Here is a 24,878-nt window from a genome sequence, read left to right as displayed (position 1 = left end):
TCGCCTCAGTGTGCGCGGGCGTCGCCGGATGACTCATCCGCCGAACCTTGCCCATCTCCTGTGCGGAGGTGGGCGAAGACCTCCGGCAGCGGCATGTCGAAGCGGTCCTTGTCCCCCTCCCAGCGGAGCATCACCGACGCCGTCGCCTGCGCGATGTCGTCCGGGAGCCCGGCCTGGCGCAGCGTCTCGGCGACCTCGTGTATCTCCGGTGCCCACCGCCAGGCCCGCGCGGCGACGCTGGGCAGGTAGCCCGCGTCGGTGAGGATGTCGGCGGGCATCGTCTGGGCCTGCTCGACCAACTCGGCGGCCACCCCGTGTGCCTCGGCCAGAGCATGGGAGACCGCGGCGATCGTGCGGGCCGCCTTCTGGAAGCCGGCGAAGGCCATCTTCAGCGCGGAGGCCGAGCCGATCGGGCGCTCCAGTGCCCGCACCTGAAGATCGGTGCCCTCGAAGGCGTCGGCCAGCGCCCGCACTCCGCGCCGGTCACCGGACAGGCACAGGCTCGCCCGCCGTCCTCCGGTCGGCGGAGGCCCGAAGACGGCTCCGTCCACCACAGCGGCGCCGCGTTCGGAGAACGGTACGGCGATCCGCTCCATGCGGTGCGGACTGATCGCGTTGGCGTCGACGAAGACACCCGCATACGGCAGGCCGGCGACCTGCCGGGCCACGTCCTCGGCCGCGTGCGGGGGGCAGAGCGACACCACCAGATCGCTCACCGCCAGGGCGTCGGCCAGTGAACCGCATGCCTCCAGGCCCGCCTTGGCCGCCCGGACCCGGGTGGCCTGGCTGCGTCCGTCGGGCACCCACAGCACCCGGGCACCGCCGTGTACGGCCTGTTCGCCGACGGCGGCGCCCATCGCGCCGGGGTGCAGCAGCGTCATGGTGGTCATCGGGCACTCCCCGGAGGTAGGGCGGCGCGCTCCCGCCCCGCGTGCGAGGCGATCGCGTCCTGCAGGTTCACGGCCGTCGGCGACGACGCGGCGGAGTGTACGGCCAGGTGGCGGCCGAACTGCTCCAGACGCTTGGTGACGCTCTCCGTGGGGCGCCGTGCCGCCGTGCCCAGCACGATGTGCACCGTGCCCGTGGTGCCGTCGAGGTCGCCCCGGCCGAGCCGTGCCAGGGCGAGGTCCATGCGGGCGAGGGAGAGTTCCCCGAGGCGCCGGCGCTCCGGCGGATCGGCCTCGAACAGCTCAACCGCCTCCTCGGCCCGGGCTTCGGCATCGCTCAGTTGCCGGTTCCCGCCCAGCCACAGGTGGGTGCTGCTGGCGTAGAAGAGTTGCTTGGCGAGCGGGAACGCCATCATGCCGCCGGGGACGTCTTCCCCGTTCACCTGCTCGCGCAGCGTGTCGGCGGTGCGCAGGGCCGCGAGGGCTTCGCCCGGGCTGTTCAGCTGTCCGTAGGCACGGGCCTCGATGCTGGCCAACCGCCAGGGCCTGCGGGTGGCGGTCATCGTCAACGACATGAGCGAGGTCAACATCGACGCCGCCCTGGTGCGCGGCGGCCGGGCGGCCCTGTCGCGCACCGAGGAGCGCCTGGTGGAGATGACCAACGGGTGCATCTGCTGCACCCTGCGCGACGACCTGCTGGAGGAGGTCGACCGCCTCGCCCGTGAGGGAAGGTTCGACCACCTGCTCATCGAGTCCAGCGGCATCTCCGAACCGATGCCGGTCGCCGCCACCTTCGTCTTCCCCCGCGACGACGGCGCCACTCTGGCGGACCTCGCCGACCTGGACACCATGGTCACCGTCGTCGACGCCGCGAACTTCCTGCCCGAGTTGAGCGCCGGGGACGGGCTCGCCGAGCGGGGCCTGGACCAGTACGAGGACGACGAGCGCACCGTCAGCGACCTGCTGATGGACCAGATCGAGTTCGCCGACGTCATCGTGCTCAACAAGCTCGACCTCGTCGGCGCCGGGGACGCCGACCGGCTGCGGGCCGCACTCACCCGGCTCAACCCGGCCGCCCGCGTCGTGCCCGCCACCCACGGGCGGGTGGACCTCGGTGAGGTCCTGGGCACCGGGCTGTTCGACCTGGAGAAGGCGCAGCAGGCACCGGGCTGGGTGATGGAGCTCAACGGCGACCACGTACCGGAGACCGAGGAGTACGGCATCTCCTCCACCGTCTTCCGCTCCACCCGGCCCTTCCGCCCCGAGAGGCTGTGGTCCTTCGTGACCGAGCGCCTCGATGGCGGGGAGTTCGGACAGGTCCTGCGCTCCAAGGGCTTCTTCCACCTGGCCTCCCGCCCGCATGTGACCGGACTGTGGTCCCAGGCCGGCTCCGTCGCCCGCTTCGAGCCCTCCGGTGCTCGCCAGGCAGCGGACGGCCAGGGGCAGGAACTGGTGTTCATCGGCACCGGCCTGCGCCCGGAAGCCCTCCGGGCCGCCCTGTCCGCGTGCCTGCTGGCCGACGGCGAGGCGGCTCCGCCCCACCATCCGTTCCCCGCGTGGGACACCTACGGCATCGAGGACGCCTGCGACCACGACCACCCGCAGCCGCTGCCGGCGGTGTGACGGACTCCGGGCCGGGCGGTGGTGCAGCCACGGCACCGCTTCGCGCACCGGTGCGGCGAGCCGGCGGCGGCCGGTCCGGCGGTGGCGCGGACCCGCCGAACCGGCCGGAACACCCGGCGGCGGCGCCCTGGAGGACGGAGTGACAGAAAAACGAAAACCGTTTCCCATAGAGTGTCGCCATGGCCAGTGACGCCACGTCACCGACGGGCTTCCCCGCACCCGGAGGAGGACCCGCACCCTGTGAACCACACGCGTTCCGCGCGACGCAGCGGCCCTCGGGAGAGCCGTGGACACAAAAGGAGCAAGCCCCGCCCCCTTCCTGCGGCGGGGCCGCTCCGCGGGCACGCGCGGTGTCCGGAGAGGCGCCCGGGAGCCGGCCCGCAGCTCGAACGCACCGGAGCACCCCGGCGGGCGACGCCCCCCGGACCCCCGGCCGGTGGTCCCCGCTTCCCGGGACCCGGCGGCGACAGGCGACGGTCCTGCGATTACTCGAAGGGCTGGAGGTGTTCGCCGGCGCCCGGCAGATCCACCGGCGCCTCCAGTGCCAGGGGGATCCGGTCAGCCTGAGCACGGTGTACCGGGCACTCACCGCTCTGGAACGCCTCGGCCTGGTCGATGTCGTGCGCGACGGCGGCGGGGGGAAGGCCTACCGCTACAGGGACACCACCGAACACCGGCATTACCTGGTCTGCCGCGGTTGCGGGTACAACGTGCCGGTCCCCTGCCGGGAGTTCGAGGAGTGGCTGGCGGCGACGCAGCGGCAGCACGGGTTCGTCGACGTACGCCACATGCTCGTCTTCGAGGGACGGTGCCGAAAGTGCCCGGGCGGGCGGACGGCCTGACGGCCCGCACCCCGGCCACCGGAGCGGGCGGACCGCAGAGCCCCGGCGGCGGTTCCGTGGCACCGCGCATCCGCCGGGCCTCAGTGCTCGTCCCAGTGACCCTCGTGGAGGGCGTGCCTGCATCCGTCGTGGACGTAGTCGGCGTGGTCACCGTGCGGGACGGCGACATGTCCGCAGCCCTCGCCGTGCCGGTGGGGGTGGTCGCCGTGGACCGCGTGCCCTTCGGGCTCGCACTCGTCGACGTGACCCTCGTGGACGCGGTGGAGATGACCTTCGTGCACGTAGTCGGTGTGACCCCGGTGCCCGAAGGCGACGTGGCCACACCCCTCGCCGTGCCGGTGCGGGTGCTGGGTGTGGGGGGCGTGTGCGGTGGCCATGTCCTTCACCTGCCTGTCGGAGCTTTCTGGGTGCTTTGGCCGCGTATGGACCATGTTCCAGGTTCCTCCCGGCCGGTGGTTTCCTCAAATCCCGCCCGCCGGCCGGCGCCGCCCCCGCCGCGTCATACGGGACCGTCACCGAGCGGGGGGCGAAGAAGGCTCTCCGGCCCTCCCGGCCCGGCGGCAGTTCCGCGTCGGTGGGCAGCGCGTCGTCCAGCGCCGAGCGGATGCGTCCCTCACCGAGGCCGACGCCGGTGAGGACGGCCTCGGTGCACCGGTCGACCGTAGTGGTCGTCCTGGAACCGCGAGGCGAACACGCGGGGCGCTGCGGCGAGGCCGCCTCCCGGGCACGCCGGGCGTCCGCACGGAGTGCGGTCGTCGGTGAACTCAGGGGCCCTCGGTGAGCTGCTCGGTCCAGATGGTCTTGCCACCGGGGGTGTAGCGGCTGCCCCAGCGGTGGGCGAGCTGGGAGATGAGGAACAGGCCGCGGCCGCCCTCCTCGGACAGTCGGGCGCGGCGCAGGTAGGGCTGGGACTGGCTGGGGTCGGACACCTCGCAGACGAGCCGGTGGTTCCTGGTCAGGCGCAGGCCGATGGGGCCGCCGGCGTAGCGGACGGCGTTGGTGACCAGTTCGCTGACGATCAGCTCGGTGGTGAAGTCCAGCTCGCCCAGGTCCCACTCCGCCAGCTGGGCGGAGGCCAGGGCCCGTGCGTGCGCGACGAGGCCGGGGTCGGCGGGCAGTCGCCAGAAGGCCGTGTCCCCGGGCGGCACCCGGTCCACGCGGGCCAGGAGCAGGGCGAGGTCCTCGTCGCGGTTCTGCTCCCGCAGGCGGGCCAGGAGGCGGGGCCCGACGTCACTCAGCGGCTGTTCGGTGTTCGCGGCGGTCCGGGCGCTCTCGCACATCCGCTCCAGGTCCCGCTCGGTGTTGCGCACCACCGCGGTGATCGGTCCGCTGTGGAAGGCCAGGACATCGCCCGGCCGCAGGAGCAGTTCCACCGGTTCGAAGGGTTCGGTGCCGCCTCCCAGCGGCGGCCCGGGACGGAGTTCGACGTCGTCCGCCGCACAGCCCTGCCTCCTGGCCAGGACGGGGCCGGGGTGGCCGGCGCTGGCGACGAGGCACCGTCCGGTGACCGGGTCGTAGGCCGCGTACAGGCAGGTCGCTCCGTGCAGGGAGCTGACGGCCGGTCCCGCCCGGTGCCCCTCGTCCTCGCCGATGCGGGTCACCAGGTCGTCCAGGTGGCTCAGCAGCTCGTCGGGCGGCGGGTCCAGGTCGGCCAGGGTCTGCACCGCCGACCGCAGCCGTCCCATGGCACCGGCGGCGTTCACTCCGTGCCCGGCGACCTTGCCCACCACGAAGGCCACCCGGACTCCGGACAGCCGGATCACGTCGTACCAGCTCCCGCCGGTTCCGGCCGCGGTACTGGCCGGCGCGTACATCCCCGAGGTCTCCGCCGCCGCCAGGCGCACCACCGGAGGAGGCAGCAGGCTGCGCTGCAGGGCCTCGGCCGTGCGCCGCTCCCGGGTGTACCGGCGGGCGTTGTCCAGGCCCAGGGCCAGCCGGGAGCCGATCTCCTCGGCCAGGGTCGCGTCGCCCCGGTCGAACGGGGTCCGGTCCCCGGTCCGCCACAGCGGTACGGCCCCCAGTACGGTCCCGCGCGCCCGCAGCGGGAGGACCAGGAGGGAGGTCGCGGCCTCGGGCAGGGTCAGCCGGGACCGCCGCGGATCCCGTGCCGCCGCCCTCCGAAGGCCGCTCAGGTCCGGCATGGTGCCGGCCGACCCCCGCAGCAGGTGCTCCCGCTCGACGTCCCCGATCGAGAACGTCTCCCCGCGGCCGTAGACCTCCTCGGGCCACGTTCCCTCCCCGGCGGCCACGGCGACGCGCCTCATGGGCGCGTCCGCGGCGAACTCCCCGAGCTCCTCCCCGGCCAGCACCGCCTCGGTCAGATCGACCGCGCCCAGATCGGCGAACACCGGCACCAGCAGATCGACCAGCTCCTCGGCGTTGCGCGCCACGTCCAGCGAACCGCCGACGCGTACCGCCGCCGCGTGCAGCAGGTCCAGCCGCTGCTGTGCGCGCGGGCTGGAGGCCAGCACACCGCCTCCGGCCAGGGCCACCCGCATCCCGAACTCGTCCTCGAGCTCGGCTCCCGCCGCGGGCACCAGCCAGACGAGGAAGCGCGCCCCGCCTCCCTCCGCGAGCGCGAACACGCTCACGTCCACGTCCACCCGGCCGCCGCCGACGCGCCGCAGCACCACGCGCCCGTCGCTGCGGTGGCCGTGCCCGGCGCCCTCGGCCAGTCCCACCCACTGCGACGGGCCCTCGAGGAAGGAGCCCAGTTCCCTGCCGCGGAGCTCCCCGGCCGAGCCGCCCAGCAGCTCCAGCACGGGCCGCGTGCACGCCATCACCGCACCGGCGGCGTCCAGCACCAGCTCGGCGGGCTGCCCCCAGCCCGCCGCCCCGGTTCCGGGGGGACCGCCACGGCCGGTCATACGCCTCCCAGCACGACGTCGTCACAAAGCCCCGTGCCTCCCAGGAGAAGACCTCCTTCCGCCCGCCGCAACCCGGCCGCGCCCCCGGGAGGCAGGCGGCGGCCCGCCCCGGCAGGCCCTGCCGGGGACCTCACCCCCGGCCCCGGCGAGCGACTCCGCGCTCCTCCGCCGCAGAAGGCCGTGCCGGCCGGGGAAGTCCCCGGACGCTCCCGCGCGCCTCACCGGTCAGCACCTCGTGGGGCGGGCCTTCCCCGGCCGGTCTGCCGGCATGGAGCAGCAGGCAGTGGTCGGCCCGTCGGGCCGCCGCCGGATCGTGGGTGACGTGTACGACGGTGGTGCCCTCAGCAGCCACCTCCCGGAGGACCTCGGTGATTCTCCGCTGCGCCTCCAGGTCGAGGCCGGCTGTCGGCTCGTCGAGCAGGAGGAGGTCGGCTTCCTGTGCGAGCCCCTGGGCCACGAGCGCGCGCTGCCGCTGCCCTCCGGAGAGTTCACCGAGCCGCCGCTCCACGAGCGCGCCGATGCCGAGCCGCTCCATGCACGTCTCGACCACCGAACGGTCGCACGGGGACATGCGCCCGAACAGCCCCAGACGTCCCCATCTGCCCATCGCGACGGTGTCGCGCACCGTGACCGGCAGCCCGTCGGAGACGGTGCTGCGCTGCGCCACGAGCGCGGGGCGGACGGAGGTGCGATGGGCCACCGTCCCGGCCATGACCGGTACCACGCCCGCCAGCACGCCGAGCAGCGTGGACTTGCCCGATCCGTTCGGCCCCACGACGGCCGTGACGGCCGAGGCCGGTATCCGCGCGCTGAACCCGGACAGCACCGCCCGCCCCGCGTAGCCGGCCGACACGTCGTCGAGCGTCACCTGCTGCTTCACCTGGAGGCCTCCCTCTCCCTGATTTGAAATGAAAACCGTTTTCATTATATGTTCATGCGCCATGGAGTGGTTGACCGGCCCCTTCGAGGTGGCCTTCGTGCAGCGTGCCCTGTGGGGCGGTGTCCTGGTGTCGCTGATCTGCGCCCTGGCAGGCACCTGGGTGGTGCTGCGCGGCATGGCCTTCCTGGGGGACGCCATGTCGCACGGCATGCTGCCGGGGGTCGCGGTCGCCTCGCTCCTGGGAGGGAACCTGCTGGTCGGCGCGGCGGTGAGCGCGGCCGCCATGGCGCTGGGGATCACCGCGCTCGGCCGTGCCCCCCGGTTGTCGCACGACACGGGGATCGGCCTGCTCTTCGTGGGGATGCTCGCTCTGGGCGTGATCATCGTCTCGCGTTCCCAGTCGTTCGCCGTCGACCTGACCGGGTTCCTCTTCGGTGACGTGCTCGCGGTGCGCGAGAGCGACCTCGCCCACCTCGCCGTGGCGCTGGGAATCGCCCTGGCCGTCTCCGTCGTGGGACACCGGCCGTTCGTCGCCCTGGCCTTCGACGAGCGCAAGGCCCGCACGCTGGGTCTGCGCCCCCGTTCCGCGCACGCCGCGCTGCTGGGGCTCCTGACGCTGGCCATCGTCGCCTCGTTCCACGTGGTGGGGACGCTGCTGGTCTTCGGGTTGCTGATCGCGCCCCCCGCGACGGCCCTGCCCTGGGCCCGGCGCATTCCGGCGATCATGGCCGGCGCCGCCTGCCTGGGCACGAGCGCGACGTTCCTCGGCCTGCTGCTGTCCTGGCACCTGGGCACCGCCGCGGGAGCGACGATCGCCGCCGTCGCGGTCGCGCAGTTCCTGCTGTCCCACCTCGCCGCCGGCCTCCGGGGCCGCCTGCCCCTCTCCGCACGGCTCTCCCCCACCCACGACCGTTGAACACCCTCACCCCGTGAACGGAATGCGAAAGCTCGTCATGAAACACGCGAAGACCCGCGCGGCGGCCGCCCTCGCCGCGGCCGTGCTGCTGACCGGCTGCCAGAACGGTCCGGGACGTGCCAAGTCCGCCGAGGCCGAACCGTCCTCGTCCGCCACCCCCCACGGTTACGTCGAGGGGGCCGAGGAGACCGCCGAGCAGCGGCCGCGCCTGGTGATGGCGGACACCGGCACCGGTGAGATCCACGTCCTGGACCTCGTGACCGAGGATGTCACCCGGGTGGGACGGGCCGAGGGGGTGCGGGACATCGCCGGCGACGGCCGGTTCGCCTACCTGGGCACCGGCACCGGTACCCAGATCGTCGACAGCGGCGCCTGGAAGGTGGACCACGGCGACCACGCGCACTACTACCGCTCGAAGATCCGCGGTGTCGGGAGGATCGGCGGAGGGCGGCCGGAGCATGTCCACAGCGACGCCGACCTCACCGCGGTCACCTTCGACGGCGGCGCCCGGCTGTTCGACCGCGCCGCGCTGGAGGACGGCAGCGTCGGCAGGGGGCGCCCCGTCGCCGGCCGGCCCGGGGAGGGACCGGTCGTCCCCTACCGGGAGCACCTGCTGGTCGCAGGGACGGGAACCGCGCGGGACACCGTCGAGGCGCGCGACCGCGACGGAGCGCCGGTGGCGTCCGTCGCAGAGCGGTGCCCGCAGGTGCGTGGCACGGCCGTGACCCGCCGGGGTGTCGTCTTCGGCTGCTCGGACGGCGCTCTGCTCGTCACCGAGGAGGACGGCGAGTTCACCGGTGAGAGGGTTCCCTACGGCAGGCCCGTGGACGCCGACGACCGGGCCCTCGCCTTCGAGCACCGGCCCGGCGGCACCACCCTCGCCGCCGCGGCCGGCGACGACGCGGTGTGGGTGCTCGACGTCACCGAACGGACCTGGAAGCGGGTGGAGACCGGTCCCGTCGTAGCGGTGACCACCGCCGGCGAGGGCGCACCGCTGCTCGTCCTCACCAAGGACGGCACCCTGAGCGCCTACGACCCCACCACCGGAGAGCGGACCGCGAGCACCGAACTGCTGGGCGGGGCCTCCCCGGAGCAGATCGCCTCGGCGGTCATCGAGGTGGACACCAGCCGCGCCTACGTCAACGACGTCGCGGCGCGGAGGGTCCACGAGATCGACTACAACGACGGCCTGCGGCGGGCCCGCACCCTCACCGTGGACTTCGCCCCCGCCCTGATGGTGGAGACCGGACGATGAGGGCCGGCACTCCGGCGGCCCGGCGCCGCGCCGCGGCGGTCCTGCTCACCGCCCTGGCCTGCGTCCTGCCGCTCCTCGGCGGCTGCGGGACAGGCGGCGGCGACCGCCCCGGCGTGGTGGTCACCACCAACATCCTCGGTGACATCACCCGCAACGTCATCGGCGACGAGGCCGAGGTGACGGTGCTGATGGAGGCGGGCGCCGACCCGCACTCGTTCGGCGTCTCCGCCACGCAGGCGGCCTCGATCGAACGGGCCGGCCTGGTGGTGTACAACGGGCTCGGACTGGAGGAGAACGCCCTGCGGCACGTGGACTCCGCCCGGGAGACGGGTGTCGCCACCTTCGCCGTCGCGGAAGCCGTCGACCCCCTCCCCTACACCTCGGACGACACCGCCGGACGCCCCGACCCCCATTTCTGGACCGACCCCCACCGCGTCCGCACCGCCGTCGGCCTCATCGCCGAACAGGTCGTGGAGAACGTCGACGGCATCGACGCCGCCGCGGTCCGGAAGAACGCCGACCGGTACGGGGCGCAGGTCGATGACCTCGCCTCCTGGATGCGGCAGCGCTTCAAGGCGGTGCCCGAGGAGCGGCGCAGCCTGGTGACCGACCACCACGTCTTCGGATACCTGGCCCAGCGGTTCGGATTCCGCGTCATCGGCGCCGTGATCCCCAGCGGCACCACCCTGGCCTCCCCCAGCGCCTCCGACCTGGACTCCCTGGCCACCGCGGTCCGGGAGGCGGGAGTCCGCGCGATCTTCGCCGACTCCTCCCGGCCCGACCGGCTGGCCCATGTCCTCAGACGCGAGAGCGGTCTGGACGTGGAGGTCGTCCCCCTGTTCTCCGAATCCCTCACCGACAAGGGCGGAGGAGCCCCGACCTACCTGGACATGATGCGGGCCAACACCACGGCGATAGCCGATGGCCTGGGCACCGACTGATCCACGAAGCCCCCGTCCACGGACGGACCACGAGAAAGAGAAAGAACACCGACATGAGCAACACGGCACGCCCCGCGAAGGCCACGGGCATCGCCCTCCTCCTGGCGGCCTCCCTCGCGCTCACCGCGTGCGGCGGGGAAGAGACCCAGCAGACCCGGTCCTCGGCGGAGAAGACCGACGCGAAGTCCAACGCCCCGGCCCCGGCCCCGGCGGTCACGGATCCCGTCGTCACCACCTACGACGGCGGCCTCTACGTCCTGGACGGCAAGACCCTCGAGATCGCCGAGGACATACCCCTGCCGGGATTCAACCGGGTCAACCCGGCCGGCGACGACCGCCACGTCATGGTCTCCACCAGCAGCGGGTTCCGCGTCCTGGACGCGGCCGGCGGCAAGCTCACGGACATCGAGTTCCAGGGGGACAAGCCCGGCCACGTGGTGCACCACGCCGACAGGACCGTGCTGTTCACCGACGGCACCGGCGAGGTCACCGCCTTCGACCCGAACGACCTCGCCGGCGGAAAGCCGAAGACCACCACCTACGACTCCCCCTCCCCCCACCACGGCGTCGCCGTCGAACTGGCCGACGGCCGCCTGGTCACCACCCTGGGCACCGAGGAGGAGAGGACCGGCATCACCGTCCTCGACGAGAACCGAAAGGAGATCACCCGCAACGAGAAGTGCCCCGGCGTCCACGGCGAAGCCACCGCCAAGGACGAGGCCGTCGTCATCGGCTGCGAGAACGGTGTCCTGATCTACCGGGACGGCGCCATCACCAAGGTGGACAGCCCCACCGAGTACGGCCGGATCGGCAACCAGGCCGGCTCCGAGAGCTCCCCCGTCGTCCTGGGCGACTACAAGAAGGACGCCGACGCCGAACTGGAGCGCCCCGAGCAGGTCTCCCTGATCGACACCCGCACCGGCAGGCTCCGCCTGGTCGACCTCGGCACCAGCTACACCTTCCGCTCCCTGGCCCGCGGCCCGCACGGCGAGGCCCTCGTCCTGGGCACCGACGGAAAGATCCACGTCATCGACCCCGAGGAGGGGGAGGTCACCCGGACCATCCCCGTCATGGACCAGTGGCGCGAACCGCTGGAGTGGCAGCAGCCCCGTCCCGCGATCTTCGTGCGCGACCACACCGCCTACGTCTCCGACCCCGCCACCCGCGAGCTCCACGCGATCGACGTCGAGTCCGGCGAGCGGCTCGCCACGGCCACCCTGCCCAAGACCCCCAACGAACTCAGCGGCGTGAAGCACTGACCCCCGCCGGGCCCGGTGCGGCCGTACCGGGCCCGGCGTACGGCCTCCGCCCCCGAAGGCCCTGTCCGGAACGCCCGCGTGTCCCTTCCGGTCCCGGACCCCGGAACCCTATTCTTGATGAATCTGAATTTCGTTACCAGGGGGGAGTCGACGGTGCCCGACCCCTATGCGGCGTCCGCTCCGTACATCGATCCGCTGATCGCCGGTTTCTGGCACGGCACAGCGCCCGCCCTGACCGCCGAGCTGAAGTCCCTCTCCACCCTGTCGGGCCCCGTGGCGGACCTCGGCGCCGGGTCCGGGCGCGGTGTGCGGGCCGTCGCCTCGGCCCTGCCCGGTGTCTCCGTACTCGCCGTCGAGCCCTCCCCCGCCATGCGCACGGCCCTGCTCGCCCGGCTGGTGGACGACCCCGTCCTGCGCACCACCGTCACCGTGATCGCGGCCGACGCACAGACCTACGACTTCCCCAGGAGCCCCAGAGCCGTCCTGGCCATGAACATGCTGGGCCATCTCGCCCCCGAACAGCGCCGACGACTGTGGGCGAAGATCGCGTGGTGCCTGGAACCCGGCGGAGCGCTGCTGGTCAACAACCAGCGGCCCCACACCCCCGTGGCGGTACCACGGGCCGCAGGAGGCACCTTCCGCGTCGGTGAGCAGGACTACGAGGGCTGGATACAGGCCGAGCCCTCCGGCGCGGAACGCCTCACCTGGAGGATGACCTACAGAACCCTGCACGAGGGGAGGTGCGTGTCGGAAACCACCGCCGACTACGAGTGGTGGACGGTCACCGACGACGAACTGCGCGCCGAATGGGCCGAACACCACCTGACATCCCGCACCGCCGGTGAGGAGAAGACCGCCTTCCACGTGGTCAGCCGCAGCGGCGGACCCGTCTCCTGACCCTCCGGCCGGGGAGACGCCCCTGCGGCTCCCCCACCGCACTCCACCCCGCCCCCACGAGACCCCATGGATTCCGGATGCACGACTTCCCATCGCCCCGCCCCGTCGGCCCCTACCTCGTCCGCCCGGCCACCCCGGAGGACGTCGAGGGCGCGCGCAGCGTCATGCTGGACACCTTCTACCGCGAGTTCGGCTACGGGTACGTACCGGCGTGGCACGCGGACGTCGTCGACGTCCGCGGCACCTATCTGACGGGCCCCCGGCACCTGCTGCTCGTCGCGGTGCACGGTGACGCGCCGGAGGGGAAGGTGGTGGCCACCACCGGCCTCCTCTCCCGCGGCCCCGCGCACCCCCCGCATCCGCGATGGATCGCCGAACGCTATCCGTCCGGCTCCACGGCCCAGTTGGTGCGCGTCTACGTCCGTCCCGGGCACCGGCGCCACGGACTGGCCAGGACCATGGTCGAAATGGCGGCCGACTTCGCCGCCGCCGCGGACTACGCCAGTCTCTACCTGCACACCAACGTCGACGTCCCCGGGGCCCGGCCCTTCTGGGAGAGCGTCGCCAAGGAGATCTTCGACGCCAGGAGCACCGGCGAGCACGGCCCCGGCTTCGCGACCGTCCACTACGAGATCCCACTGCCACGCTGACATCCCGGTCGGCGCCCGCGGTCCGCGGGCGCCGACCGGAGCGATCAGGCCGAAGGCCCCCTCACTGCGCCGGCGAGTGAGGGCATCGCCTCCAGCAGGCGCCGTGTGAACGGGTGGCGGGGGGCGGAGAGCATCTGCCCGGCCGCTCCGGACTCCACCACACGCCCCTCGTCGACCACGGCGATGTCGTCGGCCAGTCCCGCGGCCACCGACAGGTCGTGGGTGACGACCACCAGGGACGTCCCCTCCCTCGGGGAAAAGGCGTTCCCGGAACCGGTCGTGAGCCCCGCGAGCAGCGCGCAGACGTCCTTCCGGGCGACGGGGTCGAGCCCTGAGGTGATCTCGTCGCACAGCAGTACCCTCGGGCGGGCCAGCAGGGCGCGGACCAGAGCGGCCCGCTGCAGCTCGCCGCCGGAGAGGGCGCCGGGCGGACGGGAGGCGGTGTCCGCGCCGATCCCCACGCCGGTGAGCGCCGAGAGCGCCTCGGTGCGGGCCTCGTCCGGGTCCGCGCCCCGCAGCCGGACAGCGGTGCGTGCCACCTGCTCCAGCACCGGCCGGTACTCGTCGAACGAGGCCCTGGCGTCCTGGAAGACGTACTGCACGGCGGCCAGATGCTCCCGGCTCCGGTCGCGCACGCTGCGCGGCAGCGGCTCCCCGGCCAGCAGGGCCCGGCCCGACCAGCGCCGGTGCAGCCCCGCCAGACAGCGGGCGAGGGTCGTCTTGCCCGAGCCGGAGCGGCCCACCACGGCAAGGCACCGCCCGGCGCCGAGCGTCAGTGAGAGGTCGTGCAGCACCACGGGGCCCGTACGGCGGCGCCCGTGCCAGGCGGTCACACCCTCCACCCGCAGAGCGGGCGCGGCGCCCCGGCCGTCCGGCTCCGGTGGTCCGTCCGTCCGCACCGGTACGGCAGCGGCCGGCATATCCGCGGCGCGGGGGTGCCCGGGGGCCGAGAGGATTCGTGCGGTGGGCCCGCTCTCAGAGGTCCGCCCATCCCGCAGGACGACGACGTGGCCGGCCAGCTCGCGCACCACGTCCAGGTCGTGGCTGAGCAGGACCACCGCCACCCCCCGGGCGAGCACCGCCCGCAGCTCGTCCACCACCCGCCGCTTGGTCAGCGCGTCCTGGCCCGTGGTGGGTTCGTCCGCGACCAGCACCGGCGCGCCCGACAGCAGGGCCTGCGCGATGACGACCCGCTGCTGCTGGCCGCCCGAGAGCTGGTGCGGGTGTTTGCGCAGCACCTGCTCCGGATCGGGAAGCTGAGCCGCGCGCAGCGCGGCACGGACCCGCCCGGCCCGCTCCGCGCGGCCGCCGCCTCCCGCGCGGGCGATGTCGGCCAGCAGGGCTCCGGCCCGGCGGGCCGGGTTGAGCGCGGCGGCGGGGTTCTGCGGGACGTACCCGGCCGGGCCGGCCACGTCGACCGTACCGCTCACCCGCGCCCCGGCCGGGTACTCGCCGAGCAGGGCCAGGCCGGTGGTGCTCTTCCCACTGCCGGAAGGTCCCACCAGGGCGGTGCAGCGGCCGGGCAGGACGGTGAACGAGACCCCGTCCACCAGGGCCCGGCCGTCCACCTCCACCCGCAGGTCATCGACGCGTGCGACCGGCCGGGACATCCCGGGCCTCCTTCCCCCGGCGCGTTCCCCGGGTCCTCCTGGCCAGTGAGGCGTCGAACAGCAGGTTGGTGCCGGTGGTCAGCGCGACGATGAGCACGGCCGGGACCACCACGGCCCACGGCTGCACGAACAGCCCGGTGCGGCCCTGGTCCACCATCACGGCCCAGTCGGCGGCGTCGGGGGCGACACCCACCCCCAGGAAGGCCGCGGTGGCCACCAGGTACAGCGCGCCCGTCAGCCGCACGCCGGCGTCGGCGGCCAGTGTGCGCAGCATCGAGCGGCCGACGTAGCCCACCGCCATCCGCCACCAGCTCTCACCCTGCATCCGCATCGCCTCCACGGCGGGCCGGGAGGCCGCCTCGGCAGCGCCGGCACGGACGATCCGGACCGCGTCGGGCACGTTGACCAGGGCCACGATCAGCGCCAGCCCGGCCGCTCCGGGCTCGAGCAGGGCCGCGACCATCAGCATCAGCAGCAGGGAGGGGACGGCCAGCACGACGTCCCACGGCCGCATCAGGAACTCCTCCAGCCAGGCGCGGTGGGTGAGGGCCGCGACCAGGCCGACCGGCAGGGCGACCAGGTAGGCCAGGACGGTGGCCACCGCAGCGGTCACCACCACCGAGCGCCCGCCGAGCAGGACCTGCCGCCACACGTCGCGGCCGGTGAAGTCGGTCCCCAGCCAGTGCCCTTCCCCGGAGGTGAAGGAAACCCCGCGGGGCCCCGGTTCACCGGCGAACCAGGGGCCCGTGACGGCCAGGAGCAGGGGCAGGGTGATCAGTGCGGCGCCGAGCACCGCCTGCCCGGAGGGCCGCCGTGCCGAGCCTTTCACGCGCTCACCCCCGTTCGCGGTGCGAGGTCGTGCGTCACCAGATCGGCTCCCACGTTCACCGCGACCGTGACGAGGCCGAAGACGACCGCCAGTCCCTGGACGACCGGGATGTCACGGGCCGCCACCGCGTCCATCAGGACGGTGCCGAGTCCGGGGATGACGAAGAGGGCCTCCACCACGACCACCCCGCCCAGCAGCCAGTCGACGGTCCGGGCCAGTTGCTGCACGGCCGGGGCCGCGGCGTTCGGCAGTGCGTGCGTCCAGCGGATCCGGCTCTCCGCGACGCCGTAGCGCCGGGCCTGGGCGGTGTAGGACGAGGCCATGGCGTCGATCATCCCGGCGCGGACCAGCCGGCTGACGGAGCACACCGGCCGGGCCAGCAGGACCAGTACCGGCAGGACCAGCACGGCCGGATGGCCGAGCAGACCGGATCCGTACCCGACGGCGGTGGGCGGCAGCCAGCCGAGCCACAGCGCGAACACCACCGTCAGCAGCACGCCCAGGGCGAACTCGGGGACCGCGTAGACGCCGAGCGTGACGGTGCTGATCACTCGGTCGGCGCGGCCGCCCTCACGGCGGGCCGCGAGCACGCCCAGCCCCACCGCGACCGGTACCAGCAGTGCCATGGTCAGGCCGGCGAGCAGCACGGTGGGACCGAAACCGGCCGCCAGGTACTCCGTGACCGGGCGGCCGGACACCAGCGAGACGCCCAGGTCGCCGCGGACCAGCCCGGCCGCCCACTCCCCGAACCGTTCGGCGACCGGCCGGTCCAGCCCCATGACCTCGCGGATGCGCTCGACGCGTTCGGGATCCGGGGCGTCCCCGGCGAGTGCGACGGCCGCGTCGCCGGGAAGCGCCTCGGTGAGCGCGAAGACCAGCACCACCACGCCGGCGGTCTGCGCCACGCCGAGCACCAGCCGCCGCAGCAGCCAGGAACGGCGGTCGGTCACGCCAGCCACACCCGGTCGAAACGGGCCCAGTCCAGGGTGTTCGCGGGGGCGTCCTCGGCGACTCCGCGCACGCCCGGTGCCGTGGCGACGATCCAGTCGGCGAAGCCCCAGACGAGGAAGCCTCCCTCGGTGTGGAGGCGGCGCTGCATCCGCTCGTACAGCGCGGTCCTCTCGCTCTCCTCGGCGGTGGACTGGGCCTGCCGGTAGAGCTCGTCGAAGTCCTTGTGCCGCCACTTGGTGGCGTTGGTGGGGGAGTCGGTGAGCAGCCGCTGGGAGATGTGCGACTCGATGGGCATCGTTCCGGAGCGGGTGCAGGCCAGGACACCGGAGTCGAGGGTGTCGCTCCAGTAGGTGTCGGCGTTGCCGACCCTGACCTCGATGGTGACGCCCGCCTCGGCGGCCTGTTCCCTGAATATCTCGGCGGCCTCGACGAAGCCGGTGGCGACCGGGGAGGTGTCCAGGGTGACGGTGAGCCCGTCGCCGTGCCCGGCCTCGCGCAGCAGTCTCCTGGCCCGCTCCAGGTCCCGCTTCCGCTGCGGGATGTTCCCGGCGTAGTACCGGTAGCCCTTGCCGAACAGGTCGTTGCCGATCTCCCCGGCCCCCGAGAGTGCTCCGTCGACCAGTTCCCGGCGGTCGGCGATGAGGAAGAACGCCTCGCGCACCCGCCGGTCGTCGAAAGGGGCTCGGTCGGTCTTCATCACGAAGCCCTGCATGGCGCTGTTGCGCAGGCGCACGATCCGCACCCGGTCGCCGCCGTCGTGGGCGCGGGCGGTGGTGGGGTTGAGTTCGTGGGCGTACTCCACCTGGCCGCCCAGCAGCGCGTTGATCCGCGCGGACTCCTCGTCGGCGACGGTGAACTCCAGCTCGTCCAGGTGGGGGGCGCCGTCCCAGTAGCCGTCGAAGCGCTTCACCAGCAGGGAACGGCCGGGGGTGAAGGAGACGTGGCGGAACGGGCCGCTGCCGACCGGTTCGCCGAAGTCCCCGGCGTCGTCTGCCCCGGCCCGCACGATGTACGCGCCGAAGGCGGCCAGTACGTTGGGGAACTCGGCGTAGGGGCGCTTGAGCCGGAACTCCACGGTCCGCTCGTCCCGGGCCCGGCTGTCGTCCAGGTCGATGGGCTCCAGGGACGCCTTGGCCCGGAACGCCCGGTCGGGGTCGGCGATGCGCCGGTAGCTGTGGAGCACGTCTTCGGCGGTGACCGGTTTGCCGTCGTGCCACTTCGCCTCGCGGAGGGTGACGGTCCAGCGGTCCAGGGTCTTGTTCGGCTCCCAGCGTTCGGCGAGCCGCGGCCGGGCGGACATGTCGGAGCCGAAGTCGGCGAGCTTGTCGAACAGCGCCTTGGCTCGGGCGGCGTCGGCGAACAGGTTCGTCAGGTGCGGGTCGAGGGTCTCGTTCGCCCCACCGCCCGCGAAGGCGGCCCGCAGCTTCCCGCCGCGGCGCGGCTTCCCGTCGCCGCCCCCACCGGCCGCGCCCTTGCCCTCCGGCCCGCCGCAGGCGGCCAGGGCCAGGGCGGCGGCCGTAACGCCTCCCGCCGCCAGGACGGTTCGCCGCGCGGGCCCGCCGGGGTGTCCGGTGGTGATGGTTGTGTCGTCCATGGTGTTCTTTCCTTGCTCGCTGGTGCCGGGTGGTGATCGGGGGGCGGCGTTGGGAGGCGGGGTGAGCGGTCAGGCCGGGGCGCCGGTGCCGTGTTCCGGTGGCCGTGCGGAGAGCCGGGCGACCAGGTGCAGCCGGTCACCGTCGGCTCCGCCGCCCGGGGCGGGGGCGCCGGGGCTCCAGGGCGGATCGGTGCGCGGCCCCGGCCCGTCGTGCAGCTCCAGCACCTCGAACCCGGCCGTGTCCAGCAGGTGGCGCAGTTCCTGCGGGAAGAGCAGCCGCCAGGCGGAGCGCTGCTCCGCGGGAGGCGATCCGTCGTCGGCGGTCCACACTCTGCGCCGCCGCAGCAGCTGGGCGGCGCGGTCGATCCGGAGCGTGGTGACGGAGGTGTGGGTGACACCGTGCCAGGTCAGCGACCGGGTGCGGGGGGTGTCGAGCAGTTCGGTGTTCCCCAGGAAGAAGGCACCGTTGCGCATCTCGGCGACGAGCAGGCCGCCGGGCGACAGATGCCTGCGGCAGGCCGCGAGGAAACCGGCGAGTTCGGCGTTGGTGTGGCAGTACAGCAGGGCGCTGTCCAGGCAGACCACGGCGTCCACCGTGCGACCCAGGCCGAAGTCGCGCAGATCGGCGCGGACGTAGTCGGGGCCGGGATGGTGGACGCGGGCGTGGTCCAGCATCGTCTCGGCGAGGTCGATGCCGGTCACCTGCCGGCCGAGGGCGTGCAGGTGGGCGGCGTCCCGTCCGGTGCCGCAGCCGGCGTCCAGGACGCGGGGGCCGGCGCCGTGGCGCAGCAGGACGTCCTCGGTCCAGCGCGCGGCGGTCCGGTCGGGGTCGGGGAACTGGGCCTCGTACAGCTCGGGCCGGTCGGTGAGCAGGTTGCCGCTGGTCACGACACCACCTCCCTCGGGGAGGCGGTGCGGTGGGCGGGCGCCGGTTCCGGCAGAACGGCCCGGCGGCGCAGCAGGGTCACCCCGGCCGCGGAGAGCAGACCGAAGGCCAGGCAGCACACCCACGGCAGCCACGGCCGCTCCAGCCGCTCCCCGATGTCCATCGTCCAGCCGACGGCGGCGTTCCCGGCCGCGGCCGCGATCCCGGAGACGACGTAGAAGATGCCGAAGTGCGTACCGGTGAGCGACTCCCGGCCGAAGGCGGGGATCAGCTCCATGACGAAGGGCTGGGCCACCATCACACCGAGGTAGAGCAGGAACGCGCCGGCGAGGACGGGCAGCAGCCGCAGTGCCGCCGCGGCGGCCGTGTCCGGCGGCCCGCCGCCCACCCGACCGGTCACCAGGAGCGGCGGTACGAAGGCGAGTCCCATCAGGGCGAGGCCGGTGGAGATCCAGCGACCGCGGCTGCCGAGCCGCTTGAGCCGGGCGGTGATGCGCAACTGGAGGGCGAGACCCGCGACCGTGCCTGTGAGGAGGACCAGGCCGGCCGCCCACGCCTGGCCGGTGGCGGTCCGCGCACCGTCCGGCAGCAGGAGGTAGAGCTGTGTCTCCAGGGTGAACATACCGGTCAGGGCGAGGGCGAAGGCGAGGAACCGGCGGTTGGCCAGCACCTCCCGCCAGTCGCCGAGGACTCCGGGGCGGCCGGTCCTCTCCACCTCACGGGCGGGCAGGACGAGTGCCTGGGCGACGGTGAGCACGGCGAAGATCCCGGCAGCGGTGAGCGCCGAGGTCCGGAAGTCCAGCAGGAGCAGTGCGCTGCCCAGCAGCGGCCCGGTGAGCGCGCCGCAGGTGGCGAAGAGCTGGAAGAGGGCGAACGCCTCGGCCCTGCGCTCCCCGGCCTCCACGGAGATGTAGGCGCGTACGGCAGGGTTGAACAGGGCTCCCGCCAGCCCGCTGAGCACGGAGGCGGCGAGCAGCACGGTCAGGGAGTCGCCGAGCGCGAAGAGCCCGAAGCCGACCGTGCGCAGGGCGCATCCGGCGATGATGACGCCGCGGGCCCCGAGCCGGTCGGCGGCCGACCCGCCGATGATGAACAGCCCCTGCTGGCTGAGGTTGCGCACCCCGAGCACGACCCCGATCAACGCGGCCGACATTCCCAGGTCCTCGTCCAGGTGGAGGGCGAGATAGGGGATGAGGAGGTAGAAGCCGGTGTTGACGCCGAACTGGTTGATCAGGAGCAGACGAACGGCCAGGGGGAAGCCCCTCACCGCGCGGACGGTCTTCACACGGTGTCCTTTCCGGGTGGGAGGGCGGCCGGGGCGGGGGTGGGCGCGGGGGTGACACCGAGTCCGGGCAGGCCGGTGGCCCGGACGGTTCCGTCGGCGCCGCCGATGCCCTGCCACGGATCGTGGGCGAGCAGCAGGTGACCGTCCAGGTCGGCCCAGCGGGCGCGGTCGGCCAGGTGCACGGCGGGGGCGATGCCGAGCGAGGAGGCGGTCAGGCAGCCGAGCATGACGTCGGTACCGCTGCCGTCGAGGGCGTCGATGATGCGCAGGGCCTGGTGGACGCCTCCGCACTTGGCGAGCTTGACGTTCACGCCCTGCACCCGCCCGGCCAGGCGGAGGGCGTCGTCGTACCCGGTCGCGTCCTCGTCGGCGATCAGCGGCAGGGGGGAGCGCTCGGCGAGTCGCGCCAGCGTCTCCGGGTCGCCGGGGACGGTGGGCTGTTCCACGGCCTCGACTCCCAGCGCGGCGAAGCGCGGCAGCAGTTCCCGGGCCTGCTCAGGCTCCCAGGCGCCATTGGGGTCCAGCAGGATCCGCACGCCCGGGGCGGCGTCGCGCACCGCCGCGACCCGGTCCAGGTCCTCGGCCGGGTCGGCCGCGCCGGCCTTGATCTTCAGCAGGCGGAAGCCGCGGGCCGTCAGGTCGCGGGCCTGGACGGCCGCGTCGGCGGGAGGCGTGATGCCGATGGTGCGGGCGGTGGCGGCGGCCGGCGGCGCGCAGCGGACGCCCTGGCCGGGCAGCAGGCGGTGGACGGGGCGCCCGGTGGACCTGCCCAGCAGGTCCAGCAGAGCCGAGTCGACCGCGGCCGTGACGCCCGGCGGGAGCCCCGGGGGCAGCAGGGTGCCCTCCCGCAGGTCCACGAGGGCGGACTCGGGGCCGGGGTGCCGGGCCAGCGCGGGAGCGGCACGGTCGAGCAGGGCGCGGGCGGCCCGCTCGGCCGTCAGGTCCAGGTACACGGAGCTGACCACCTCGCCGTGACCGGTGGTCCCCTCGTGCTCGATCCTGGCCCACACCGCGTCGCGGCGGGCCATCACGGACCGGGAGATACGCAGCGGCCGGGCCAGTTCGAGGGAGACGGTGCGGACGGTGAGCCTCATGCCGAGCCCTCCGTTCCCGCCGCCAGAGGGTCGGCGACCGCTCCGCAGCGGGTCCATCCGGTGGCCTCGACGGCACGGGGGTGGGGGATCTCCAGGGGCCGGTCGCGGGGCGGGGCACCGGCGCCGATGCCGTGCCGCAGGCAGTAGTCGTCGTCGTAGATGGTGCCCAGGTAGCGGTGCGGCCCGTCGGGGAAGACGGTGGCCACCACCGCGCCGGGCCGGGTTCTGGCTGCCCACGCGGCCACCAGGGCGACCGCGCCGGTGCTCCACCCGCCGCTGACGAAACAGCTCCGGGCCAGGCGGCGGCAGGCGTCGACGGCCTCGTGCGGGCCGACCCAGTGCACCTCGTCGAAGATCTCGTACCGGACGTTGCGGGGATGGATGCTGCTGCCCAGGCCGCGCATCAGCCGCGGGCGGGCCGGCTGGCCGAAGATCGTGGAGCCGACCGAGTCCACTCCTATGACGTGCAGCCCCGGCCAGCGGCGGCGCAGCGGGCCGGTGAGTCCCGCGCTGTGCCCGCCGGTGCCCACGCTGCACACCAGGACGTCCAGGTGATCCAGGGCGTCGCCGATCTCGGCGGCCATACCGGCGTAGCCCGCGGTGTTGTCGGGGTTGTTGTACTGGTCGGGCCAGTAGGCGCCGGGAAGTTCGGCGAGGAGTTCGCGCAGCCGGGCGATCCGGGCGGCCTGCCAGCCGCCGCAGGGCGCGGGCCGGTCCACCAGTTCCAGCCGGACCCCGTGGGCCCGCAGCAGCGCGCGCACCGACGGCTCCAGTTCGGCGTCTCCGACGAGCACTACGGGATGGCCGAGGGCCTGTCCGGCGAAGGCGAGTCCGATGCCGAGTGTGCCAGAGGTGGACTCCACCACGGGCGCCCCGGGCCGCAGCTCACCGCGCTCCCCGGCTCCGCGCAGCATGGCGACCGCGGCACGGGCCTTCAGCCCGCCCACTCCCTGGGCCTCCAGCTTGGCCCAGAAACCGGGGTGAGGGTGCGGCAGTGGGGCGGTTATGCGCGCCATGGGCGTGCGGCCGAGCAGGGACAGCAGTTCGGGCGCTGCGGTCTGTTCGGGTGCGAGGGTGATCATGCGCTGCTCCCCGGTCCGTGCGGCAGGCGGTAGTGGTGGAGCACTCCGGGGCCTCCGTCGAGCCAGAAGAAGGGGTAGGGCTCGGCGGAGACGGCGGTGACACCGGCGCCGAGGAAGCGCGGCAGTACCGCGCTGCCGGTCTGGGCGAAGAGGACGAACGGCTTGCCGGTGGCGCGGACGTGCTCCAGCAGGGGCTCGAAGGTGTCGTTGCCCAGGGTCATGCCCGAGGCCAGGAGGGCGTCGCAGCCGTCCAGCTCCGCCTGCGCGTCGGTGAGCACCGGCTCGCCCCACTCGGTGGTGCCGCCCTTGAGGTCGCACGGAACGTACCCGGTGCCGCGCTCGCGCAGCGCCTCCAGCAGGGAGTTGACGACACCGACGACCAGGACCCGGTGTACGGCGGGACCCGGCGGCAGCAGACCCACGACGGCGCGGGCGCGGGCGCGCGACTTCTCCAGGCTGCCGCCCGGCGGCAGCCGGTGGGGCAGGGCGCCGTTGGCGGGGGTGTGCGGCACGACGTGGGCGAGGTAGGCGTCCAGGGCGGCCGTCCGTACCGCCGGTGACGGGTGCTCCAGCAGGTGCGCGACATCGGTGCCGACGCAGTCGTCGAGTGCGCCGTCCGGCAGGGTGCCGGGCTCCACCGCGCAGGAGCCGACCGCCCCGGCCAGCCGCAGGCTGAGCACCTCGTTGCGGTAGCCGCTGCTGCGGCCCTGGTGGCGTACGGCCTGGGTGGTGGTGAAGGCCAGGGAGATCCGCAGGCCGGCCGGACCGGGCCCGAACTCTCCGGCCAGTACCCGCTGGTGGAGCTCCGCGACGGAGTGGACGGTGGGCACGGCGGCGACCGTCACGCGGCGCCTCCTTCGGTCTCGCCCCGGCCTCCGGCATCGGCCCAGCGGGGGTGCAGCCCGGCCAGGACGGTCTCCGCCCGCCCCCGGGCGGCCCCCTCCTCGGCCGCGGTGACCATGACGTGGCCCAGGTAGTCGTTGTTGCTGGTGGCCCGCCGTACGTTCCGGCCGGGTGCCGCGAGGTCCAGTTCACGGACCCCGGGTGCGGCCTCGGCGGCCCCGGCTCCGTCGAATCCGGCGAGTTCGCCGCCCCGGTCCGGCAGCAGGAAGGCGATGGCGGCGCTGCGGACTCCGGTGTCCCGGGGGGTGAGGTCCGGACGGTTCCCCAGCGCCACGTCCACGGCGGCCGCCGGCAGGTCGATCCCGGTGACGTGCCGGACCAGCTCGGTGATCCGGTTGCCGGCCGGGCGCGGGTTGACCTCCACCACCCGCGGACCGTCGTCCGTCAGCTTGATCTCGGTATGGGCGACGACCTGGTCCAGGCCCAGTGCCCGGAGCGCGGCCACCGCGGTGTCGGCGGCCTCCCGTACGGTGTCCGGGTCCAGAGCGGCCGGGAACATGTGGCCCGTCTCGATGAAGGCCCGGCCACCGCCGACGCTCTTGTCGGTCACTCCGACGACCCGGCAGGTGCCGTCGTACGACACCGTCTCGACGCTGATCTCGGGGCCGGTGAGCAGTTCCTCCAGCAGCACGGTGGAAGCGCGCCGCTGGCCGCGCGCGTTGACCGGGAAGTCGCCCAGCGCCTTGTACGCCTCGGTGAGCTGCCGCTCGTCGTCCACCCGGCGTACGTACATGCCGGCGCACAGGTCGGTCGGCTTGACCACCAGGGGGAAACCGATGCGCGCGGCGGCCTCGGCCGTCCCGGGCCAGTCCCGGCACACCGCGTGGCGCGGTCCCGGCACACCGGCGTCCTCCAGCACTCGCCGTGTGGTGTCCTTGCGGCACGCGGCCTCGACCGCCCGCGGCGCGGGCCCCGGCAGGCCCAGACGCTCGGCCACCCGGGCCACGGCCGGAAGGTAGTAGTCACAGGACGAGAGCACGCCGTCGAAACCCAGCACCCCGTGCAGCCGCTCGGCGTACTCCAGCAGGGCGGGGAGGTCGTTGGTCTCGGCGGTGAGGACGTTCTCCGCCGCGAGCAGGGGGTGTGGCGCGGGAGGCCGTGCGGAGCGCAGGTAATGATGCAGGTTCCGGGTGAGGAAGGTGAACCGGTGTCCCTCCTCCCCGATGGCGCGCGGCAGCAGTCGGCTCATCGATCCGACCCAGCTCTCGATCATCAGAAGATGTCCCACGGTCCGCCCTTCGCACGGCATGAGCATGGCCGCGATGAGATTAACGGTTATCGTTTTCATTGTCACCCATTGGAGTGCCGGGATCTCGGGGAGCGACTGCGGGGCCGGGGGCCCGGTGAACCCTCGCAGCACACCGGTGCGAGGCCCCGCCCTCACCACGGCTCAGCCGGTCACGGCATGCGGCTCCTGCGAACCCCACACAGACGAGTCCACGCCGAACGTGCGGCCTCGGCCGCCCTCACCGGCCGGGCCCCGGGGGCCACCCGGGGACCGCGGCCCGGGAGAGCTCCTGGCCGGAGTGCTTCTGCCGGGAAACCAGAGCAGGCCGGACCTCCCCCGGTCCCGGGACGGCCACAGCACTCGTCACGCCATCCACGGCAGTCGGTCCCCGTGATGGCA

Annotated in this window: 23 protein-coding genes; 8 read left to right on the top strand and 15 right to left on the bottom strand. The window is 73.8% G+C overall.

The features are described 5' to 3' along the window. Positions 1 to 5: 5 nt before the first annotated feature. Entirely contained in the window at positions 6 to 890 is an 885-nt protein-coding gene (locus tag IQ279_RS16580; RefSeq protein WP_206349315.1) for an NAD(P)-dependent oxidoreductase, read from the bottom strand. Continuing rightward, on the bottom strand, positions 887 to 1,423 hold the full coding sequence (locus IQ279_RS16575; protein ID WP_206349314.1) for a hypothetical protein: 537 nt from the start codon (positions 1,421 to 1,423) through the stop codon (positions 887 to 889). The genes IQ279_RS16580 and IQ279_RS16575 overlap by 4 nt, the downstream gene beginning before the upstream one ends. Here IQ279_RS16575 and IQ279_RS16570 point away from each other — a divergent pair. Further along, on the top strand, positions 1,413 to 2,510 hold the full coding sequence (locus tag IQ279_RS16570) for a GTP-binding protein (RefSeq protein ID WP_206349313.1): 1,098 nt from the start codon (positions 1,413 to 1,415) through the stop codon (positions 2,508 to 2,510). The two genes, IQ279_RS16575 and IQ279_RS16570, sit on opposite strands and share 11 nt — an antisense overlap. Positions 2,511 to 2,689: 179 nt before the next feature. Beyond that, entirely contained in the window at positions 2,690 to 3,352 is a 663-nt protein-coding gene (locus IQ279_RS16565; protein ID WP_241028239.1) for a Fur family transcriptional regulator, read from the top strand. An 80-nt stretch (positions 3,353 to 3,432) separates the two neighbouring features. Here the strand turns inward: IQ279_RS16565 and IQ279_RS16560 are convergent, their stop codons facing one another. The 3 genes from IQ279_RS16560 to aztA all read right to left on the bottom strand — a co-directional run bounded on the left by IQ279_RS16560 (position 3,433) and on the right by aztA (position 7,099). Further along, positions 3,433 to 3,729: a hypothetical protein gene (locus tag IQ279_RS16560; RefSeq protein WP_206349311.1), complete on the bottom strand. Its 297-nt coding sequence runs from the start codon at positions 3,727 to 3,729 to the stop codon at positions 3,433 to 3,435. A gap of 387 nt (positions 3,730 to 4,116) precedes the next feature. Continuing rightward, on the bottom strand, positions 4,117 to 6,219 hold the full coding sequence (locus IQ279_RS16555; protein ID WP_206349310.1) for an ATP-binding SpoIIE family protein phosphatase: 2,103 nt from the start codon (positions 6,217 to 6,219) through the stop codon (positions 4,117 to 4,119). Positions 6,220 to 6,349: 130 nt separating this feature from the next. Then, a complete protein-coding gene (aztA, locus tag IQ279_RS16550; protein ID WP_307792389.1) occupies positions 6,350 to 7,099 on the bottom strand; it encodes a zinc ABC transporter ATP-binding protein AztA in 750 nt (249 codons plus the stop codon). 61 nt (positions 7,100 to 7,160) lie between these two features. Here aztA and aztB point away from each other — a divergent pair, with 61 nt between their 5' ends. From aztB to IQ279_RS16520, 6 genes are all read left to right on the top strand, one after another. Continuing rightward, entirely contained in the window at positions 7,161 to 8,015 is an 855-nt protein-coding gene (gene aztB / locus IQ279_RS16545; protein WP_206349308.1) for a zinc ABC transporter permease AztB, read from the top strand. A 22-nt stretch (positions 8,016 to 8,037) separates the two neighbouring features. Further along, on the top strand, positions 8,038 to 9,270 hold the full coding sequence (locus IQ279_RS16540; RefSeq protein ID WP_372445164.1) for a WD40 repeat domain-containing protein: 1,233 nt from the start codon (positions 8,038 to 8,040) through the stop codon (positions 9,268 to 9,270). Next, entirely contained in the window at positions 9,267 to 10,211 is a 945-nt protein-coding gene (gene aztC / locus IQ279_RS16535; protein WP_206349307.1) for a zinc ABC transporter substrate-binding protein AztC, read from the top strand. The genes IQ279_RS16540 and aztC overlap by 4 nt, the downstream gene beginning before the upstream one ends. A gap of 53 nt (positions 10,212 to 10,264) precedes the next feature. After that, on the top strand, positions 10,265 to 11,470 hold the full coding sequence (aztD, locus tag IQ279_RS16530; protein WP_206349306.1) for a zinc metallochaperone AztD: 1,206 nt from the start codon (positions 10,265 to 10,267) through the stop codon (positions 11,468 to 11,470). A gap of 117 nt (positions 11,471 to 11,587) precedes the next feature. Further along, positions 11,588 to 12,367: a class I SAM-dependent methyltransferase gene (locus IQ279_RS16525; RefSeq protein ID WP_206349305.1), complete on the top strand. Its 780-nt coding sequence runs from the start codon at positions 11,588 to 11,590 to the stop codon at positions 12,365 to 12,367. Positions 12,368 to 12,444: 77 nt separating this feature from the next. Next, entirely contained in the window at positions 12,445 to 13,017 is a 573-nt protein-coding gene (locus IQ279_RS16520) for a GNAT family N-acetyltransferase (RefSeq protein ID WP_206349304.1), read from the top strand. A gap of 44 nt (positions 13,018 to 13,061) precedes the next feature. On the opposite strand, the gene IQ279_RS16515 is transcribed toward IQ279_RS16520, so the two are convergent. The 10 genes from IQ279_RS16515 to IQ279_RS16470 form a co-directional block, all read right to left on the bottom strand. Next, positions 13,062 to 14,627: an ABC transporter ATP-binding protein gene (locus IQ279_RS16515; RefSeq protein WP_206349303.1), complete on the bottom strand. Its 1,566-nt coding sequence runs from the start codon at positions 14,625 to 14,627 to the stop codon at positions 13,062 to 13,064. After that, the gene (locus IQ279_RS16510) at positions 14,599 to 15,456 is read right to left on the bottom strand and encodes an ABC transporter permease (protein ID WP_206349302.1); all 858 of its coding nucleotides are present in this window, start codon (positions 15,454 to 15,456) and stop codon (positions 14,599 to 14,601) included. The genes IQ279_RS16515 and IQ279_RS16510 overlap by 29 nt, the downstream gene beginning before the upstream one ends. Continuing rightward, entirely contained in the window at positions 15,453 to 16,406 is a 954-nt protein-coding gene (locus IQ279_RS16505; protein WP_206349301.1) for an ABC transporter permease, read from the bottom strand. Before IQ279_RS16505 ends, IQ279_RS16510 begins: the two co-directional genes overlap by 4 nt. After that, positions 16,403 to 18,001 (bottom strand): ABC transporter substrate-binding protein, encoded by a 1,599-nt coding sequence (locus IQ279_RS16500; RefSeq protein ID WP_206349300.1) that lies wholly within the window; start codon positions 17,999 to 18,001, stop codon positions 16,403 to 16,405. Before IQ279_RS16500 ends, IQ279_RS16505 begins: the two co-directional genes overlap by 4 nt. A gap of 69 nt (positions 18,002 to 18,070) precedes the next feature. After that, the gene (locus tag IQ279_RS16495) at positions 18,071 to 18,889 is read right to left on the bottom strand and encodes a class I SAM-dependent DNA methyltransferase (RefSeq protein WP_206349299.1); all 819 of its coding nucleotides are present in this window, start codon (positions 18,887 to 18,889) and stop codon (positions 18,071 to 18,073) included. Continuing rightward, the gene (locus tag IQ279_RS16490) at positions 18,886 to 20,172 is read right to left on the bottom strand and encodes an MFS transporter (RefSeq protein ID WP_206349298.1); all 1,287 of its coding nucleotides are present in this window, start codon (positions 20,170 to 20,172) and stop codon (positions 18,886 to 18,888) included. Before IQ279_RS16490 ends, IQ279_RS16495 begins: the two co-directional genes overlap by 4 nt. Next, positions 20,169 to 21,266 (bottom strand): dipeptide epimerase, encoded by a 1,098-nt coding sequence (locus IQ279_RS16485; RefSeq protein ID WP_206349297.1) that lies wholly within the window; start codon positions 21,264 to 21,266, stop codon positions 20,169 to 20,171. The genes IQ279_RS16490 and IQ279_RS16485 overlap by 4 nt, the downstream gene beginning before the upstream one ends. Continuing rightward, complete coding sequence (locus tag IQ279_RS16480; protein WP_206349296.1) at positions 21,263 to 22,348, bottom strand: PLP-dependent cysteine synthase family protein; 1,086 nt, start codon at positions 22,346 to 22,348, stop codon at positions 21,263 to 21,265. The genes IQ279_RS16485 and IQ279_RS16480 overlap by 4 nt, the downstream gene beginning before the upstream one ends. Then, positions 22,345 to 23,193, bottom strand: a complete 849-nt coding sequence (locus tag IQ279_RS16475) for a Rossmann-like domain-containing protein (RefSeq protein WP_206349295.1) — start codon at positions 23,191 to 23,193, stop codon at positions 22,345 to 22,347. The genes IQ279_RS16480 and IQ279_RS16475 overlap by 4 nt, the downstream gene beginning before the upstream one ends. After that, positions 23,190 to 24,479 (bottom strand): ATP-grasp domain-containing protein, encoded by a 1,290-nt coding sequence (locus IQ279_RS16470; RefSeq protein WP_206349294.1) that lies wholly within the window; start codon positions 24,477 to 24,479, stop codon positions 23,190 to 23,192. The genes IQ279_RS16475 and IQ279_RS16470 overlap by 4 nt, the downstream gene beginning before the upstream one ends. Positions 24,480 to 24,878: the final 399 nt, after the last annotated feature.

The organism is Streptomyces verrucosisporus, from assembly GCF_017114865.1.
In the GTDB taxonomy this organism is placed as follows: Bacteria; Actinomycetota; Actinomycetes; order Streptomycetales; family Streptomycetaceae; genus Streptomyces; species Streptomyces fenghuangensis.
This window is presented reverse-complemented; position numbering and strand designations above follow the sequence as displayed.